The following is a 17,661-nucleotide window of genomic DNA, read 5'->3' as shown; positions in this document are numbered from 1 at the left end:
TTCTACGCCCACCATCTTGACCGACCACACCGCTTCCGCTGCCTCGCCACTGCTGCTCGTTGCACAAGACATGCACGAGGTCGACAAGGTCATTGGTCAGCGCCTGACTTCCAGCGTCCCTCTGGTAGCCCAGATATCGCAATACATCATCGCAGCGGGCGGCAAGCGCCTGCGGCCCGCCCTCCTGCTCATGGTCTGCGGAGCGTTGGGGTACCGCGGCGCACACCGCCACAGCCTGGCAGCCGTTGTGGAGCTGATCCACACCGCCACGCTGCTGCACGATGATGTGGTCGACGCCTCCACCTTGCGCCGCGGGCGGCCCACCGCCAACGAAACCTTCGGCAATCCCGCCAGCGTGCTGGTGGGGGACTTTCTGCACACCCGCTCCTTCCAGATGATGGTGGAAACCGGCAGCATGCGCGTGATGGAGATCCTCTCCGAAGCCACGAACGTGATTGCCGAGGGCGAAGTGTTGCAGTTGATGAACATGCACGATGCCTCGCTCGACGAGGCGGGCTACCTTCGCGTGATCCGCTCCAAGACCGCCAAGCTGTTCGAAGCCAGCGCGCGCCTGGGTGCAGTCCTGGCCGAAAGCCCGGCTGAGGTGGAAGAAGCCTGCGCCACCTACGGCCAGGCCCTGGGCACGGCATTCCAGATCATTGACGACGTGCTCGACTACGACGGCAACGCCGCCGAAATGGGCAAGAACCTGGGCGACGACCTGCGGGAAGGCAAATCCACGCTGCCGCTGATCGCAGCCATGCAGCGCGGCACCGCCAGCCAGGCCCAGACCGTGCGCCAAGCCATCGAGCAAGGCTCCACCGACCAATTGACGGAGATCGTGCAAATCGTCCGCGAAACCGGTGCCCTTGAGGTCACGCGCGCCGCAGCCATCGAAGAGGCCCGCCGGGCGATGGCGGCCGCAGAATGCCTGCCAGCAAATCCGCACTCCGCAGGTTTGCTAGAATTAGCAGCTCAATTGCTTTCACGACGCAATTGAGCCAATCGTTGCAGGCACCACACAGGTGCCAATCGCGACACTCGGGGTGTAGCTTAGCCTGGTAGAGCGCTACGTTCGGGACGTAGAGGCCGGAGGTTCGAATCCTCTCACCCCGACCACCATCACAGCGCAGTGAATGGTTGGTTTTTTTGTCATAGGCGCCAACGCACGGCAACGGGTACTGTGGTACGGCTGCCGACAGCAGTGCCTGTACAGTCCAATGGCGATCGGTGATGATAGGATGGTTTCTTTTCCACACCTAACAACATTACCGGTTACATGGCCGCTGTCGATACCGCCCCCAAAGAAGCCTCTGCCGTTGCCCTCCCAGGGCTCGGGCGGGCTTTGATGTCCGCCGGGAAGCTGACCCAAAAGGCCGCAGAAGACATTTACAAGAAATCGCAGGTCGGCCGCACCAGTTTTATTGCGGAGCTCACCGGCTCTGGCGCAGTGTCCGCCGCCGACCTGGCCCACACCGTATCCGCAGTGTTTGGCGCCCCCTTGCTCGACCTGGACGCCATTGACCCCCTGCGGCTGCCCAAAGACCTGCTGGACGGCAAGATCTGCCAAGCCTACCGGGTTGTCGTCCTGAGCAAGCGCAACAACCGCCTGATTGTTGCCACGGCCGACCCGACCGACCAGGAAGCGGCGGAGAAGATCAAGTTCACCACCCAGATGGGGGTGGACTGGATCATTGCGGAATACGACAAGCTGAGCCGTCTGGTCGAGGCCACGACAAAGTCCGCCGGCGAAACCATGGACACCCTGGTGAGCGGTGGTGGCGACTTCGATTTCGACGATGTTGCGGTCGAAGAAGCGCCCGAGACCAACGACACCGGAGCGGGGGACGTAGAAGACGCCCCTATCGTCAAATTCCTGCACAAGATGCTGCTGGACGCCTTCAACATGCGAGCCTCCGACCTGCATTTTGAGCCCTACGAGCACCAGTACCGCGTCCGGTTCCGCATTGACGGCGAACTGCGCGAAATCGCCTCGCCGCCCATCGCCATCAAGGACAAGCTGGCCTCGCGCATCAAGGTCATTTCCCGGCTGGACATTTCCGAAAAGCGGGTGCCCCAGGACGGCCGGATGAAGCTGAAGGTGGGGCCGGACCGCGTGATCGACTTCCGGGTCAGCACCTTGCCAACGCTGTTTGGCGAGAAGATCGTGATCCGTATTCTGGACCCCAGCAGCGCCAAGCTCGGCATTGACGCGCTGGGCTACGAGCCCGAGGAAAAGGAACGCCTGCTGGCGGCCATCGGGCGGCCCTATGGAATGATTCTGGTCACCGGGCCCACGGGCTCCGGCAAGACCGTGTCCTTGTACACCTGCCTGAACCTGCTGAACAAGCCCGGGGTCAACATCGCCACGGCCGAAGACCCGTCAGAAATCAACCTCCCTGGCGTCAACCAGGTGAACGTGAACGAAAAAGCGGGGCTGACATTCGCGGTCGCCCTGAAGTCGTTTCTGCGCCAGGATCCGGACATCATCATGGTGGGTGAAATCCGCGACCTGGAAACGGCCGACATTTCGATCAAGGCAGCGCAAACGGGGCACTTGGTCCTGTCCACGCTCCACACCAATGACGCGCCGACCACACTGACCCGGATGCGCAACATGGGCATTGCGCCCTTCAACATCGCCTCCAGCGTCATTCTGATCACGGCCCAGCGCCTGGCCCGGCGGCTTTGCCCTGTCTGCAAGGCGCCTGCAGACATTCCACTGGAGGCGCTCATCGATGCCGGCTACAAGGAAGAGGAGATTGACGGCAGCTGGGTCACCTACCGCCCGGTCGGCTGCTCGGCCTGCAACAACGGCTACAAGGGCCGGGTGGGAATCTACCAAGTGATGCCGATCTCCGAAGAGATCCAGCGCATCATCCTGCGGGACGGCAGCGCCCTGGAAATTGCAGAACAGGCGCGCGCCGAAGGCGTTCGTTCGCTGCGCGAATCGGGCCTCTACAAAGCCAAGCTGGGTTTGACTTCGCTGGAAGAAGTTCTTGCCGTCACCAACGAATAACGGAATTACGCGCTAGAGGGACCAACATGGCAACCGCAGCATCCAGGGACATCAAGGATTTTGTTTTTGAATGGGAAGGCAAGGACCGCAACGGCAAGATTGTGCGCGGCGAGGTCCGCGCCGTGGGCGAGAACCAGGTGCAGGCCACGCTCCGCCGCCAGGGAGTGTTTCCCACCAAGATCAAGAAGCGCCGGATGCGTTCCGGCAAGAAGATCAAGCCCAAGGACATTGCCCTGTTCACCCGGCAGCTGGCCACGATGATGAAGGCCGGCGTGCCCCTGCTGCAGTCCTTCGACATCGTCGGCCGCGGCAACACCAATGCCAGCGTGACCAAGCTTCTCAACGACATTCGCTCGGATGTGGAAACCGGGACATCGCTCAATGCGGCGTTCCGCAAGCACCCCATGTATTTCGACAGCCTCTACTGCAACCTGGTCGAGGCGGGCGAAGCGGCGGGTATTCTGGAAGCGCTGCTCGACCGACTGGCCACCTACATGGAAAAAACGGAGGCCATCAAGTCCAAGATCAGATCTGCCTTGATGTACCCGATTTCTGTGATCATCGTGGCGTTCGTAGTCGTCGCAGTGATCATGATTTTCGTGATTCCGGCCTTCAAGCAGGTTTTTTCTTCGTTCGGAGCCGACCTTCCCGCGCCCACCCTGTTCGTCATGGCCATTAGCGAAGTCTTTGTGAAATGGTGGTGGCTGATTTTCGGCCTGATCGGCGGCGGCGTCTTTTTCTTCATGCAGGCCTGGAAGCGCAACGAGAAGATGCAGATGTTCATGGACCGGGTGCTGCTGCGTGTCCCGATTTTTGGCGTGCTGGTGGAAAAGTCCTGTGTCGCCCGATGGACGCGCACGCTGTCGACCATGTTCGCCGCGGGTGTGCCATTGGTGGAGGCCCTGGACTCGGTTGGCGGCGCGTCCGGAAATTCCGTGTACTCGATGGCGACGGAGAAGATCCAGCAGGAGGTTTCGACTGGCACGAGCCTGACCGCCGCCATGGGCAACGCCAACGTCTTTCCCTCCATGGTGCTGCAGATGTGCGCGATTGGCGAGGAATCCGGCTCCATTGACCACATGCTGGGCAAAGCCGCCGACTTCTACGAGGCCGAAGTGGACGAAATGGTGGCTGGTTTGTCGAGCCTGATGGAGCCCATCATCATTGTGTTCCTGGGAACCCTGATCGGCGGCATCGTCGTGTCCATGTACCTGCCCATCTTCAAGCTGGGCCAGGTCGTCTGATGGAGATGGCAGCGTGGGGCAACGCGGGGCTGGGCGGCGTTCTGGGGCTTCTGATCGGCAGTTTCCTGAATGTCGTCATCTACCGGCTGCCAAAAATGCTGGAGCGGCAGTGGGCGCAAGAACTCCAGGCCGCCCAGGCGTCTTCCAACGACGGTAGCGGGGCGCCAGCCGACGCCGTAGCGCAAGAGCCCTTCAACCTCATGGTGCCCCGCTCCCGGTGTCCGTCCTGCGGCCACCAGGTGCAGTGGTACGAGAACATCCCCGTCCTCAGCTACCTCTTCCTGCGGGGGCGCTGCTCGGCCTGCAAGGCCCCGATCGGAATCCGCTATCCGCTGGTTGAGCTGGCGACAGGCGCGCTGTTTTTCTTCTGTGTCCAGCGCTGGGGGCTGACACCTACCGCCGCGGCTTGGTGCGGCTTTTCGGCAGCCCTGGTGGCGTTGGCGTTGATCGATTGGGATACCACGCTGCTGCCGGACGATATCACCCTGCCCCTGCTGTGGGCCGGCCTGCTGGCGTCTGCCCTGCAATGGACGCACGTGCCGCTGCAGGACTCGGTGCTCGGCGCCGCCGCCGGGTACCTGTCGCTCTGGCTGGTCTACTGGGGATTCAAGCTGGCCACCGGCAAGGAAGGCATGGGCTATGGAGACTTCAAGCTCTTTGCCGCGCTGGGGGCGTGGTTTGGCTGGCCGGCGCTGGTGCCGATCATCCTCATGTCGTCGGTCATCGGCGCGGTCATCGGGATCGCCATGAAGCTCCGCAGCAGCTTGCGCGAAGGCGGCTACGTCCCGTTCGGGCCTTTCCTGGTGGGCGCGGGGTTCACGGCCATGGTCTTCGGGCCCAACGCGATCCTGGGCACCGTGCTGGGCCTGCTGGGGCTTTGAGCCATGGACGGTGTGCGCAAGCGGCCCGTGCTGCTGGGCCTCACCGGAGGCATCGGCAGCGGCAAGAGCACCGTGGGCAGCCAGTTGGCGGGTCTGGGAGCGGCCCTGATCGACGCAGACCAGATCGCCCGCGACGCGACCGGCCCCGGCGGTAGCGCCATGGAAGCCATCCGCGCCAGCTTCGGGCCGGACTTCGTGGACGCACGGGGTGCCCTGGACCGCGCCCGCATGCGCGACTGGGTCTTCAGCCGCCCTGAGGCCCGGGCACAGCTGGAAGCCATCGTGCATCCGCTGGTGACGCTGCAGTCCGATCTTCTGGCCCGGCGGGCTGCCGAGGAAGGCCGGGCCGTGGTGGTGTTCGACATCCCCCTGCTGGCCGAGTCGGGCCGGTGGGCCCGCCGGCTCGATGCCGTGCTGGTGGTGGACTGCCCCGAGGAAACGCAGGTCGAGCGTGTCATACGGCGCAGCGGGCTTGCGCGCGAGGCGGTGCTGGGAATCATCGCGTCACAAGCCAGCCGCCCGGCGCGCCGGGCCATCGCGGACGCCATCATTGCCAACGGCGGGAACTGCACCCTGGCAGCACTGCACGCACAGACCCGGCAGGTGGCCGCGCTGTTCGGGCTATGATGGGCGGCACGAAACTGTTTGTGCTTTTCCGCCTTGCCGCGCGCCAGCGGCGCCAGAATGCCCCCTGAGCCCCCAGGAACCCGCCAGCGTGATCCTTTACGAATATCCCTTTAACGAACGCCTGAGAACCTACCTGCGGCTGGAGCAGTTGTTCCGCAGGCTGGGGGAATTGGTCCCTCGCTCACATGCGCTGGACCACCACTTCGCGCTCGTTACGATTTTCGAAATCATGGACGTGGCCGCGCGGGCGGACCTGAAGGCCGATGTGCTCAAGGATATCGAAAAGCACAAGCACCAGCTCGACAGCTACCGCGGCAACCCCTCCATCTCGGAGGCCGCACTGGACGCCGTCATTGCGCAGCTGGACCGCTGCTTTACGGCGCTGAACACCCAGGCCGGAAAGGCAGGCCACGCGCTGACCGAAAACGACTGGCTGATGAGCATTCGCAGCCGCGTGGGCATTCCGGGCGGCACCTGCGGGTTTGACCTCCCGGCCTACTACGCCTGGCAGCACGATGCGCCCGCGGTTCGCCAGCAGGCGCTGGAGGGGTGGGCGTCCACGCTCGCACCGCTGGCCGAGGCCATCTATGTGCTGCTCAAGCTACTGCGGGATTCGGGCGTGCCGCAAAAGGTGGCGGCAGAACGCGGCCAGTTCCAGCAAAATTTGCCGCAGGGCCGCACCTTCCAGCTGCTGCGCCTGCGCATTGATCCCGGCCTGAACCTCGTGCCCGAAATCAGCGGCAACCGGCTGATTGTCTCCGTGCGCCTCATGCGCCGCGAGGACGACGGCCGCCTGCAGCCGTGCACCGAGGACACGGCCTTTGAATTGACCCTGTGCGCCTGATCCGCACGCGTGCCCACACTGCCTGCGGCGGTTTTCCTTTTTCTTGCACGAAGCCATGGCCCATCCGGTGCAATCCCCCTCGCAACCGCCCCGCACGGTGATTTGCCCGTGCTGCGGCGGCAACAGCCTCTACAGCCCCGCCAACGCCTACCGGCCGTTCTGCAGCGAACGCTGCAAGCAGATCGACCTGGGCGCCTGGGCCAACGAGGATTTCCGCATGCCGGCGGGGTCGCCCCCCGCCGATGCCCAGTACGGAGATCCGCGCACGGAACACTGAGACATCCCCGCCGCGGGCGCGCCGCCCCGGGCGAGGTGCTACCAAATAAATAGCACTATTCTGCAGCGCCCGGGCTGAACTGCAGTCCCCGCTCTGCCGCCAGCCATTCCAGCACCGGGTACGCCCCCGGCAGGACGGGCGCCACCGTGAGTGGCATTTGCTGCCAGGCCATGGACTGGCCTTCGCGCATTTCAAAGTCCCCCGTCCATTCGCGGACCTTGCACCAGTGCAGGCGCACCAGGGCATGGGGATAGTCGTGCTCGGTGACCTTCCACACGGCGGCCGGGCCGATGGTCACGCCCAGCTCTTCGATGAGTTCGCGGCGCAGCGCCTGCTCCACCGTTTCGCCGGCTTCGAGCTTCCCCCCCGGAAACTCCCAGTAGCCGGCGTAGGGCTTGCCCGGCGGGCGGGTGGACAGCAGCATGGCGCCGTCGTCCCGCAGCAGGATGCCCACCGCCACCTCGGTGTGCTTGCGCGGCGCTTCCGGCGTCATATCCGCCCCGCGTAGTCGCGCGCAAACTGGTAGGCCACCCGGCCGCTGCGCGAGCCGCGTTCCAGGGCCCAGACCAGGGCCTCGGGGCGGGCCGCCGCGATGGCCGCAGCGGGCACACCCAGGGAGCCCAGCCACTGCGCCACAATGGTGAGGTATTCCTCCTGGCTGAAGGGGTAGAAGCTCACCCAGAGCCCGAAGCGCTCCGACAGGGAGATCTTCTCCTCCACCACCTCGCCGGGATGGACTTCGCCATCCTCCGTGTGCGTGTAGGAAAGGTTTTCCTTCATGTACTCGGGCAGCAGGTGGCGCCGGTTGCTCGTGGCATAGACCAGCACATTGGGGGTGGCTGCGGCCACCGATCCGTCCAGGATGGATTTGAGCGCCTTGTAGCCCGCCTCGCCCTCTTCAAAGCTCAGGTCGTCGCAGAAGACGATGAATTTCTCCGGCCGCCCGGACACCACTTCCACGATGTCGGGCAAATCGGTCAGGTCGGCCTTGTCCACCTCGATCAGGCGCAGTCCCTGCGGCGCGTAGGCATTCAGGCAGGCCTTGATGAGCGACGATTTGCCCGTGCCGCGCGCGCCCGTCAGCAGCACGTTGTTGGCGGGCTTGCCTTGCACGAACTGCTGCGTGTTGCGCTCGATCTTTTCCTTCTGGCCGTCGATCTCCTTGAGCTCCGACAGCTGCAGGGCCGCCACATGGCGCACCGGCTCCAGGGTGCCATGCCCGCTGCTGCGCTTGCGGTAGCGCCACGCAATGGCCGCAGACCAATCGGGGGCGCCCAGCGGCTGCGGCAGCACGGACTCGATGCGCGCCATGAGCTGCTCGGCGCGCGCGATCAAACGTTCAAAATTCTGATTCATTTTGGCCTGTAGCGCCCATCCAGCAAGCGCAAGCAGCTACAAAAAAGTGAGTATTTCAGGACCGGTAGTCCGCGTTGATCGTGACGTAGTCGTGGCTGAAGTCGCAGGTCCACACCGTATCCGCGGCAGCGCCGCGGCCCAGTACCACGCGCACCGTGATCTCGCTTTGCTTCATCACGCGCTGGCCATCCTCCTCGCGGTAGGCCGGGTTGCGGCCGCCCTGCAGGGCCACATGCACATCGTCCAGGTACAGGTCGATGCCCGTCTGGTCCAGGTCTTCGATGCCGGCATACCCCACGGCGGCCAGGATCCGCCCCAGGTTGGGGTCGCTGGCGTAGAACGCCGTCTTGACCAGGGGCGAGTGGGCAATGGCGTAGGCCACCTTGCGGCATTCTTCCGCCGTCTTGCCGCCTTCCACCTGCACGGTGATGAACTTGGTGGCGCCTTCGCCGTCGCGCACGATGGCCTGGGCCAGCTTTTGCGACACCGCCAGCAGGGCTGCCTTGAGCGCCTGGCCGTCGGCACTGTCCAGGGCCGTGATGGGCGCATGCGCAGCCTTGTGGGTGGCCACGAGCACGAACGAGTCATTGGTCGAGGTATCGCCGTCGATGGTGACCCGGTTGAAAGACCCCTCGGCCAGTTCGCGCACCAGCTGCTGCAGCACGGCGGGCGCCACGCACGCGTCCGTGGCCAGGAAGCCGAGCATGGTCGCCATGTTGGGACGGATCATGCCGGCCCCCTTGCTGATGCCGGTGATGGACACCGTCGCGCCACCAATCTGGACCTGCGCGGAAAACGCCTTGGGCAAGGTGTCCGTGGTCATGATGCCTTCGGCCGCGCGCGCCCAATGGCCGGGTTGCGCATCGGCGATGGCGGCCGGCAGGCCTGCCTCGATGCGGTCGTTGGGCAGGGGCTCCATGATCACGCCGGTCGAGAACGGCAACACCTGCTGCGGCGCCACGCCCAGGTGGCGCGCAAGCGCGGCACAGGTGGAGCGTGCGCGCGCCAGGCCGTCAGCGCCGGTGCCGGCATTGGCGTTGCCGGTGTTGATCACCATGGCGCGGATGGGCTGGCCGCTGGCCAGGTGTTCGCGGCCGATCTGCACGGGGGCGGCGCAAAAGCGGTTCTGCGTGAAGACGCCGGCCACGCAGGCCCCTTCGTCCAGCAGGAACACCGTGAGGTCCTTGCGGTGGGCCTTGCGGACACCGGCTTCGGCAACGCCAATGCGGACGCCGGCGATGGGACGCAGGTCGGCGGCGACGGGGGCCAGGAGATTCACAGGCATGGGAATGGGCCTTTCTCTTTCTCTTTGCTATCCGGGGGAAGACAACGGACGGGCGGTCGGCCAGGCAGGCACACACCCGTTCCATGAAGACTGCGCGATTATCCGGAAAACCGTGCCGCGCCAATGAAAACACGGGCCGAAGCCCGTGTGATTAGGACCATCCGTCAGTCCTTCGTCATGCCAGTTTGCCGTGGCATTGCTTGTACTTCTTGCCGCTGCCACAGGGGCAAGGGTCGTTGCGCCCGATGCGCATGCCCTGGAACTCCTGGGGCAAGGCCGAAGCAGCCTCTGCCGGGCCACCGGCCAGGGTCTCCACCTCGCCGGTTTCCGTCGGCGCCGTGTACGTCACGTTGGCAATGGCTTCGCCACGGCTTTCCATGGCCTGCGCGGCCTGGTCGAGCTGCTCTTGCGACTGCACCTGGACCGTCATCAGGATCTTGGTGACCTCGTTCTTCACCTGGTCGATCAGCTGGCGGAACAGCTCGAAGGCTTCGCGCTTGTACTCCTGCTTGGGCTGCTTTTGCGCATAGCCGCGCAGGTGGATGCCCTGGCGCAGGTAGTCCAGCGCGGAAAGGTGATCGCGCCAGTTCGAGTCAAAGCTCTGCAGCAGCACCATGCGCTCGAACTGCGTGAAGTTCTCACGGCCGACCTGCTCCACCTTGGCGCCAAACGCGGCATGAGCGGCCGCCACTACCTTCTCCAGGATCTCGTCGTCGGTGATGGCGCTGGAGCCCTGCACGAGCTGCTGCAGGTCGATGGCCACCTGCCATTCCTCGGCCAGGGCCTTCTCCAGGCCCGGCAGGTCCCACTGCTCTTCCACCGATTCAGCCGGCACGTACTGGCGCACCAGATCGGTCGCGCAATCCTCGCGCATGGCCGCGATCACGTCGGACAGGTCGGCCGCGTCCAGGATGTCGTTGCGCTGCTGGTAGATCACCTTGCGCTGGTCGTTGGCCACATCGTCGTATTCCAGCAGCTGCTTGCGGATGTCGAAGTTGCGGGCCTCCACCTTGCGCTGGGCCGACTCGATGCTGCGGGTCACAATGCCCGCCTCGATGGCCTCGCCGTCGGGCATCTTCAGGCGGTCCATGATCGCCTTGACGCGGTCGCCCGCGAAGATGCGCATCAGCGAATCGTCCAGGCTCAGGTAGAAGCGCGAAGAGCCGGGGTCGCCCTGGCGGCCCGAACGCCCGCGCAGCTGGTTGTCGATGCGGCGCGACTCGTGGCGCTCGGTGGCAATGATGCGCAGGCCGCCCAGGGCCTTGACCTTCTCGTGGTCGGCCTTCCACTGCTCGCGCAGCGCCGCCACCTTGGCAGCGCGCTCGGATTCGGAGAGGGATTCGTCGGCCTCGATGGCCACCACATCCTTCTCGATGTTGCCGCCCAGCACGATGTCGGTGCCGCGGCCAGCCATATTGGTGGCGATGGTGATCATGCCTTCGCGGCCGGCCTGGGCCACGATGTCGGCTTCACGCGCATGCTGCTTGGCGTTGAGGACCTGGTGCGGCAGGCCTTCCTTGTTCAGCAGCTGGTCGATGATCTCGGAGTTCTCGATCGACGTGGTACCCACCAGCACGGGCTGACCGCGTTCATGGCATTCGCGGATGTCCTTGATCGCCGCCTCGTACTTCTCGCGCGTTGTCTTGTAGACGCGGTCGAGCTGGTCGTCGCGCTTGCTCGGGCGGTTGGGCGGGATGACCACGGTTTCCAGGCCGTAGATTTCCTGGAACTCATAGGCCTCGGTATCGGCCGTGCCGGTCATGCCAGCCAGCTTGTTGTACAGGCGGAAATAGTTCTGGAAGGTGATCGAGGCCAGGGTCTGGTTTTCGGCCTGGATGTTCACGCCTTCCTTGGCCTCGACGGCCTGGTGCAGGCCCTCGCTCCAGCGGCGGCCCGACATCAGGCGGCCGGTGAACTCGTCCACGATCACGATCTCGCCGTTCTGCACCACGTAATGCTGGTCGCGGTGGTACAGGTGGTTGGCCCGGAGCGCCGCATACAGGTGGTGCATCAGCGTGATGTTGGCCGGGTCGTACACCGACGCGCCTTCGGCGATCAGACCGTGGGCCGCCAGGATGCGCTCGGCGTTCTCGTGGCCCTGCTCGGTCAGGAAGACCTGGTGCGTCTTCTCGTCCACCGTGAAGTCGCCCGGCTTGGTCACACCCTCGCCGGTGCGCGGGTCGGCCTCGCCTTCCTGGCGAACGAGCAGCGGCACCACCTTGTTCATCGCGATGTACATCGCGGTGTGGTCCTCGGCCTGGCCGCTGATGATCAGCGGGGTGCGGGCCTCGTCGATGAGGATGGAGTCCACCTCGTCCACGATCGCGAAGTTCAGGCCGCGCTGCACGCGGTCCTGCGACTCGTACACCATGTTGTCGCGCAGGTAGTCGAAGCCGTACTCGTTGTTCGTGCCGTAGGTGATGTCGGCGCGGTAGGCCTCCTGCTTCTGCTCGCGCGGCATCTGCGGCAGGTTGACCCCGACGGTGAGCCCCAGAAAGTTGTACAGGCGGCCCATCCATTGGGCGTCGCGGTTGGCCAGGTAATCGTTGACCGTCACCACGTGCACGCCCTTGTCCGACAGGGCGTTGAGGTACACCGGGAGCGTCGCGGTCAGGGTCTTGCCCTCCCCCGTGCGCATTTCGGAGATCTTGCCGAAGTGCAGGGCCATGCCGCCCAGCAGCTGCACATCGAAGTGCCGCATCTTCATGATGCGCTTGGAGCCTTCGCGCACCACCGCGAACGCCTCGGGCAGGATGTCGTCCAGCGACTCGCCCTTGGCCACGCGCTCCTTGAACTCCTGCGTCTTGGCGCGCAGCTGTTCATCGGACAGTTTCTCGTAGTCGGGCTCCATCGCATTGATGCGGGACACCGTCTTGCGGTACTGCTTGAGCAACCGGTCATTGCGGCTGCCGAATAGTTTGGTGAGGAAGTTGGTGGCCATGCGAACAGGACCGCCCGGCCGCTGCAATCAGCGCGCCAGGCGACCGAAATCCCTAAGATGAATTGAGTTCAGGTGGGTTCACCACCCGGGAATGCAAGCCTGCAAACCCGGCCGCGAACGCCGGACCCGCGATTTTACCTGCGCACCGTAGGCGCTGCGGAAGCGTCCGGCGAGGCCCGTGGCTGGATGGATGCCACCTGCGGGCCCGGGGCATTGGAGCGTGCGGAGGCTCCTGCGCTCAGGAACTTCTGCGGGTCCTGGAATACGCCCTGCACCAGCACCTCGAAGTGCAGATGCGGACCGGTGGAACGCCCGGTGTTGCCGACCTCGGCAATCTTCTGCCCGCGCTTGACGATGTCGCCCTGCTTCACCAGCGTACGCGACGCATGGGCGTAGCGCGTCACGAGCTGGTTGCCGTGGTCCACCTCGATCATGTTGCCGTAGGCGGGGTGGTATTCCTGCGTCACGACCACGCCGCCGGCGGCTGCCAGGATGGGCGTGCCCGGGTCCGCCTGGAAGTCCAGCCCCGTGTGCAGCGCGGACTGCCCCGTGATCGGGTCCACGCGCCAGCCAAAGGCCGAGCCAGGGGCCCGCCCCGTCACGGGCGCGTGCGTGGGCACCATCTTCTTGCGGATGTGCTGGTCGAACAGGCGGGACTCCAGCACCGTCATCAGGTCCACCCGCTGGTTGGTCAGCCGCTCCAGCTCATCCAGCGTGGATTGCAGTTCCTCCATCGACAGGTTGCGCGCACTGACCAGCACGCCGCCACGGCCGTCGGCCTTGGGCAGATCCGCTGGCGCCACGCCCGCCAGGCCCATGACCCGCTCTCCCAGCGACTCCAGCTGCACCATGCGGGCCTGCATCTCGCCCACGCGGCGCGCCATGGCATCCAGGTTGGCACGCATGAAGCGGTCACGTTCGGCAAACTCGTCCTTGACCACGAGGCGCACCAGCGAGCCGACAATGGGCCACCCCTCGCGTGCGCCCTTGAGGAACACCCAGTGATACAGCGCCGCGGCAATCAGCATCAGGCACAGCGACACCGCAAACCCTGCCAGCAGCAAGCGGGTGCCTGACAAGTGAATGGCCCGGCTGCGTGCCAACCGGGCGTCCGTGATAATCAGATGCACTGCAAACTCTCCACGCCGCGAAGACGCACACCATGACCCGCCGCCACTACGCCGTCTCCCTGCAGCAGGCCAGCGAAGAATCTCCCACGCTGGCACGGCTCACAGCGCTGACGCGCGATTCGAGCGATCGGCTCAAGGCCATTGAAAAGCTGATTCCCGTCGGACTGCGCCCCGCGATTCAGGCAGGCCCGATTGACGGGGATTCCTGGTGCCTGCTGGTCAAGAGCAATGCCGCCGCGGCCAAGGTACGCCAGTTGGTACCTGCGTTGCAGGCCCACTTGCGCAGCCGGGGGTGGGAGGTTAACGCGATTCGCCTGAAAGTTCAAACCTGAAGCTCAACGCCAGGTCGAGGCAATGCAGGCAAGCAAGGCAGAAACGCAAAGAGGTGTGGTGCCGGTTGTCGGAATCGAACTGACGACCTACCGCTTACAAGGCGGGTGCTCTACCAACTGAGCTAAACCGGCGAAGCGCGCATTCTATCGCGTAAAAACGGCGCCCATCGGCCGCTGGCCGCTATTTGACCCGCTTGAGAGACGGCCGTGCGCCGCCTGCGGAGGGTGGCGGCCGGGGGGCATCGCCGCCGCCGTCCGGATCCTTGGCGTTTTCCTCGGTGGACACCAGTTGCACCACGCGGTCCTCGGGTGCCGCCGCAGCGCCGCTGGCGGCTGCACCGGAAGGCGTCGCGGCCAGATCCGCCACGCCAGGCGCGGCACTGACGGCATCTCCGCCGCCGCTGCTGCCGGTTCCCGCCAGCACATCCACCGGCGGGGGGAACGCCATGCCCAGCCCGTTTTCGCGGGCATAGATGGCAATCACCCGCCCCACCGGCACAAGGATCTCCCGGGGCTTGCCGCCGAAGCGCGCTTTGAACTCGATGAAGTCGTTGCCCAGTTGCAGGGCGCTGGTCGCATCGAAGCTGATGTTCAGCACGATCTCGCCGTCCTTCACGTACTCCCGAGGCACCTGCACGGAATCGTCCACGCGCACGGCGACATAGGGTGTCAGGCCATTGTCCGTGCACCATTCATACAGGGCACGGATGAGGTACGGGCGCGTGGAGGTGGATTCCTGTGCGGTCATGGGCAGTGCGGGGCAACGACGGAGAGGGCGATTGGAGCACGCCGCAAGTTACTTGCGCATGACCTTTTCGGACGGCGTCAGCGCTTCGATGTAGGCCGGGCGCGAGAAGATGCGCTCGGCGTACTTCAGCAGAGGCGCCGCGTTCTTGCTCAGGTCGATGCCGTAGTAGTCCAAGCGCCACAGCAGCGGAGCAATGGCCACGTCAAGCATCGAGAAGTTGTCGCCCAGCATGTACTTGTTCTTGAGGAACACGGGGGCCAGCTGCGTGAGACGGTCGCGGATGTGGGCGCGAGCTTTCTCCAACGCCTTCTCGTTGCCCTTGGTCGCACGCGACTCCAGCGTGTTCACGTGCACGAACAGTTCCTTTTCGAAGTTCAGCAGGAACAGGCGCACGCGGGCGCGGTCCACCGGGTCGCCGGGCATCAGCTGGGGATGCGGGAAGCGCTCGTCGATGTACTCGTTGATGATGTTCGACTCGTACAGGATGAGGTCGCGCTCTACCAGGATGGGCACCTGGCCGTACGGGTTCATCACGCTGATGTCTTCGGGCTTGTTGTACAGGTCCACATCGCGGATTTCAAAGTCCATGCCCTTTTCGAACAGCACGAAACGGCAGCGGTGGGAGAAGGGACAGGTCGTACCCGAATAAAGCACCATCATGGCGGGAGGCTCCTAAAAATCAAAAGAGTGGGACGCTGAAAAGCGCCCACTCTGCAAAAAACCACAAGCACCCCGAAGGGTGCTTTTACGACGGAGACAGATCGCGTCGCCGTGCGGCGGATTACTTCACGTCCTTCCAGAAGGCCGCGTTGAGCCTCCAGGCGATCACGGTGAACAGGCCCAGGAAAATCAGGACCCAGACGCCCACGCGGCGGCGGGTGTTCTGCGCGGGTTCTGCCATCCACTGCATGTAGTTCACCAGATCTCCGACGGTCTCGTCAAACTGCAGCGGTGTCATCGTGCCCGGCTTGACTTGCTCCCAGCCCTTGAGGACATGGGTCGTCTGGCCGTGGCTCACCTGCTCATCGAACACGGGGCGGCGCTCGCCCTGCAGTTCCCACAGCACGTGGGGCATGCCCACGTTGGGGAACACGAGGTTGTTCCAGCCCGTGGGCTTGGTTTCGTCGCGGTAGTACGTGCGCAGGTAGGTGTACAGATAGTCCGCACCCGAACCCGCCGCACTGGCCCGCGACCGGGCGATCACCGTCAGGTCCGGCGGATTGGCGCCGAACCAGGCCTTGGCCTGCTTGGGGTCGATGGCCGACTTCATCGTCTCGCCCACCTTTTCTGTGGTGAACAGCAGGTTGTCCTTGATCTGCTGGTCGGTCAGGCCGATGTCCTTCAGGCGGTTGAAGCGCATGAACGCGGCCGAGTGGCAGTTCAGGCAGTAGTTGACGAAGATCTTGGCGCCGTTTTGCAGCGAAGCCAGATCGTTGGTCTTGACCGGCGCCTTGTCCAGGGGAATGCCGCCGCCGGCGGCAAATGCGGACCCCGCGGCCATCCCGAGGGCGGCCACCAGCGTGAGGATGATTTTCTTCATTGTTGTTCTCTCCTGGACTCAGTGCGCCACGAAGGTCACGCGGTCGGGCACGGGCTTGGGTTCGCCAATGCGGCTCCACCACGGCATCAACAGGAAGAAGCCGAAATAGAACAGCGTGCCCACCTGGGAAACACGTTCGCCCACCGGCGACGGCGGCTGCACGCCCAGGTAGCCCAGGATCAGGAAGATGACCACGAACACGCCGTACAGGTACTTGTGCCAGCTCGGGCGGTACCGGATCGACTTGACCGGGCTCTGGTCCAGCCAGGGCAGGAAGAACAGGATGATCACGGCGCCGCCCATGGCGACCACGCCCCAGAACTTGGCATCGATGGCCAGCAGCAGGGCCACCGCCACCAGTGCGGCCACGCCGACGCCCGCCTTCGCGAAGCTGGGCAGCTTGGCCTTGAACACGCCAAACGCAGCGGCCGCCAGCACGCACAGCACCAGCACGTACACCATCTCGGTCGTAATGGCGCGCAGCATGGAATAGAACGGCGTGAAGTACCAGACCGGCGCGATGTGCAGCGGCGTCACCAGCGGGTCGGCCGGGATGAAGTTGTTGTACTCCAGGAAGTAGCCGCCGAACTCGGGCGCAAAGAACACCACGGCCGAGAACGCTACCAGGAACATGCTCAGCGCGAAGATGTCATGCACCGTGTAGTAGGGGTGGAAAGGAACGCCGTCCAGCGGCTTGCCGTTGGCATCCTTGGGGGCCTTGGGACCCTTGATTTCCACGCCGTCGGGGTTGTTGGAGCCGACATCGTGCAGGGCCAGCAAGTGGGCCACGACCAGACCCAGCAGCACCAGGGGCACGGCGATCACGTGGAAGCTGAAGAAGCGGTTGAGCGTGGCGTCGCCCACCACGAAGTCGCCGCGGATCAGCAGGGCCAGATCGGGGCCGATGAACGGAATGGCTGCGAACAGGTTCACGATCACCTGGGCGCCCCAGTACGACATCTGGCCCCAGGGCAGCAGGTAGCCCATGAAGGCTTCGGCCATCAGGCACAGGAAGATGGCGCAGCCGAAGATCCACACCAGCTCACGCGGCTTGCGGTAGCTGCCGTACAGGAGGCCGCGGAACATGTGCAGGTACACCACCACGAAGAACGCCGAGGCACCGGTGGAGTGCATGTAGCGGATCAGCCATCCCCAGGGCACGTCGCGCATGATGTACTCGACCGACGCGAACGCGAGGTTGGCGTCGGGCTTGTAGTGCATGACCAGGAAGATGCCGGTCACGATCTGGATCACCAGCACCACCAGGGCCAGCGAGCCGAAGATGTACCAGAAGTTGAAGTTCTTCGGAGCGTAGTACTCCGACATGTGCACCTTGTAGGCGTCGAACGCGGTCGGGAACCGGTTTTCAAACCAGTTGGTGACCTTGGCGCCCATCGGGGCGTTGGGGGAAATTTCCTTGAATTCAGCCATGTCCAT

Annotated in this window: 17 protein-coding genes and 2 tRNA genes; 9 read left to right on the top strand and 10 right to left on the bottom strand. The window is 64.5% G+C overall.

Features of this window, described 5'->3' with window-relative positions; genetic code table 11:
• Positions 1-70 precede the first annotated feature (70 nt).
• The 8 genes from ACOYR3_RS06030 to ACOYR3_RS05995 all read left to right on the top strand — a co-directional run bounded on the left by ACOYR3_RS06030 (position 71) and on the right by ACOYR3_RS05995 (position 6,892).
• The gene (locus ACOYR3_RS06030) at positions 71-1,000 is read left to right on the top strand and encodes a polyprenyl synthetase family protein (protein WP_422846531.1); all 930 of its coding nucleotides are present in this window, start codon (positions 71-73) and stop codon (positions 998-1,000) included.
• Positions 1,001-1,042: 42 nt separating this feature from the next.
• A tRNA-Pro gene (locus ACOYR3_RS06025) sits at positions 1,043-1,119 on the top strand.
• Between the two features lie 160 nt (positions 1,120-1,279).
• Positions 1,280-3,019, top strand: coding sequence for a type IV-A pilus assembly ATPase PilB (gene pilB, locus ACOYR3_RS06020; RefSeq protein WP_422845565.1), 1,740 nt, complete (start codon positions 1,280-1,282; stop codon positions 3,017-3,019).
• A 26-nt stretch (positions 3,020-3,045) separates the two neighbouring features.
• Complete coding sequence (locus ACOYR3_RS06015; RefSeq protein WP_422845564.1) at positions 3,046-4,263, top strand: type II secretion system F family protein; 1,218 nt, start codon at positions 3,046-3,048, stop codon at positions 4,261-4,263.
• Entirely contained in the window at positions 4,263-5,144 is an 882-nt protein-coding gene (locus ACOYR3_RS06010) for a prepilin peptidase (RefSeq protein WP_422845563.1), read from the top strand. The genes ACOYR3_RS06015 and ACOYR3_RS06010 overlap by 1 nt, the downstream gene beginning before the upstream one ends.
• Before the next feature lie 3 nt (positions 5,145-5,147).
• Positions 5,148-5,771, top strand: a complete 624-nt coding sequence (gene coaE / locus ACOYR3_RS06005) for a dephospho-CoA kinase (RefSeq protein ID WP_422845562.1) — start codon at positions 5,148-5,150, stop codon at positions 5,769-5,771.
• A gap of 88 nt (positions 5,772-5,859) precedes the next feature.
• A complete protein-coding gene (zapD, locus tag ACOYR3_RS06000; protein ID WP_422845561.1) occupies positions 5,860-6,615 on the top strand; it encodes a cell division protein ZapD in 756 nt (251 codons plus the stop codon).
• A 55-nt stretch (positions 6,616-6,670) separates the two neighbouring features.
• A complete protein-coding gene (locus ACOYR3_RS05995; RefSeq protein ID WP_422845560.1) occupies positions 6,671-6,892 on the top strand; it encodes a DNA gyrase inhibitor YacG in 222 nt (73 codons plus the stop codon).
• A 55-nt stretch (positions 6,893-6,947) separates the two neighbouring features.
• Here ACOYR3_RS05995 and ACOYR3_RS05990 read toward each other — a convergent pair whose 3' ends face one another.
• The 5 genes from ACOYR3_RS05990 to ACOYR3_RS05970 form a co-directional block, all read right to left on the bottom strand.
• Entirely contained in the window at positions 6,948-7,385 is a 438-nt protein-coding gene (locus ACOYR3_RS05990) for an NUDIX domain-containing protein (protein ID WP_422845559.1), read from the bottom strand.
• Positions 7,382-8,248, bottom strand: coding sequence for an ATP-binding protein (locus ACOYR3_RS05985; RefSeq protein ID WP_422845558.1), 867 nt, complete (start codon positions 8,246-8,248; stop codon positions 7,382-7,384). Before ACOYR3_RS05985 ends, ACOYR3_RS05990 begins: the two co-directional genes overlap by 4 nt.
• Positions 8,249-8,303: 55 nt before the next feature.
• Positions 8,304-9,533: a bifunctional glutamate N-acetyltransferase/amino-acid acetyltransferase ArgJ gene (gene argJ, locus ACOYR3_RS05980; RefSeq protein ID WP_422845557.1), complete on the bottom strand. Its 1,230-nt coding sequence runs from the start codon at positions 9,531-9,533 to the stop codon at positions 8,304-8,306.
• A 175-nt stretch (positions 9,534-9,708) separates the two neighbouring features.
• Positions 9,709-12,474, bottom strand: coding sequence for a preprotein translocase subunit SecA (gene secA / locus ACOYR3_RS05975; protein WP_422845556.1), 2,766 nt, complete (start codon positions 12,472-12,474; stop codon positions 9,709-9,711).
• A 134-nt stretch (positions 12,475-12,608) separates the two neighbouring features.
• Positions 12,609-13,604, bottom strand: coding sequence for a M23 family metallopeptidase (locus ACOYR3_RS05970; protein ID WP_422845555.1), 996 nt, complete (start codon positions 13,602-13,604; stop codon positions 12,609-12,611).
• A gap of 32 nt (positions 13,605-13,636) precedes the next feature.
• On the opposite strand from ACOYR3_RS05970, the gene ACOYR3_RS05965 reads away from it, so the two are divergent.
• The gene (locus tag ACOYR3_RS05965; protein ID WP_422845554.1) at positions 13,637-13,936 is read left to right on the top strand and encodes a hypothetical protein; all 300 of its coding nucleotides are present in this window, start codon (positions 13,637-13,639) and stop codon (positions 13,934-13,936) included.
• Between the two features lie 56 nt (positions 13,937-13,992).
• Here ACOYR3_RS05965 and ACOYR3_RS05960 read toward each other — a convergent pair.
• The 5 genes from ACOYR3_RS05960 to ACOYR3_RS05940 form a co-directional block, all read right to left on the bottom strand.
• Positions 13,993-14,068 (bottom strand) — tRNA-Thr (locus ACOYR3_RS05960).
• A 49-nt stretch (positions 14,069-14,117) separates the two neighbouring features.
• On the bottom strand, positions 14,118-14,684 hold the full coding sequence (locus ACOYR3_RS05955; RefSeq protein WP_422845553.1) for a ClpXP protease specificity-enhancing factor: 567 nt from the start codon (positions 14,682-14,684) through the stop codon (positions 14,118-14,120).
• Between the two features lie 48 nt (positions 14,685-14,732).
• Positions 14,733-15,344 (bottom strand): glutathione S-transferase N-terminal domain-containing protein, encoded by a 612-nt coding sequence (locus ACOYR3_RS05950; RefSeq protein WP_005794209.1) that lies wholly within the window; start codon positions 15,342-15,344, stop codon positions 14,733-14,735.
• A 121-nt stretch (positions 15,345-15,465) separates the two neighbouring features.
• Entirely contained in the window at positions 15,466-16,224 is a 759-nt protein-coding gene (locus tag ACOYR3_RS05945; RefSeq protein WP_422845552.1) for a cytochrome c1, read from the bottom strand.
• A gap of 18 nt (positions 16,225-16,242) precedes the next feature.
• Complete coding sequence (locus ACOYR3_RS05940) at positions 16,243-17,661, bottom strand: cytochrome b (RefSeq protein WP_422845551.1); 1,419 nt, start codon at positions 17,659-17,661, stop codon at positions 16,243-16,245.

Origin of the sequence: Acidovorax sp. M2(2025) (assembly GCF_049330835.1) — a bacterium.
In the GTDB taxonomy this organism is placed as follows: Bacteria; Pseudomonadota; Gammaproteobacteria; order Burkholderiales; family Burkholderiaceae_C; genus Acidovorax.
Note: the sequence above shows the minus strand (reverse complement) of the source record. Positions and strands in the feature narration are given on the sequence as shown.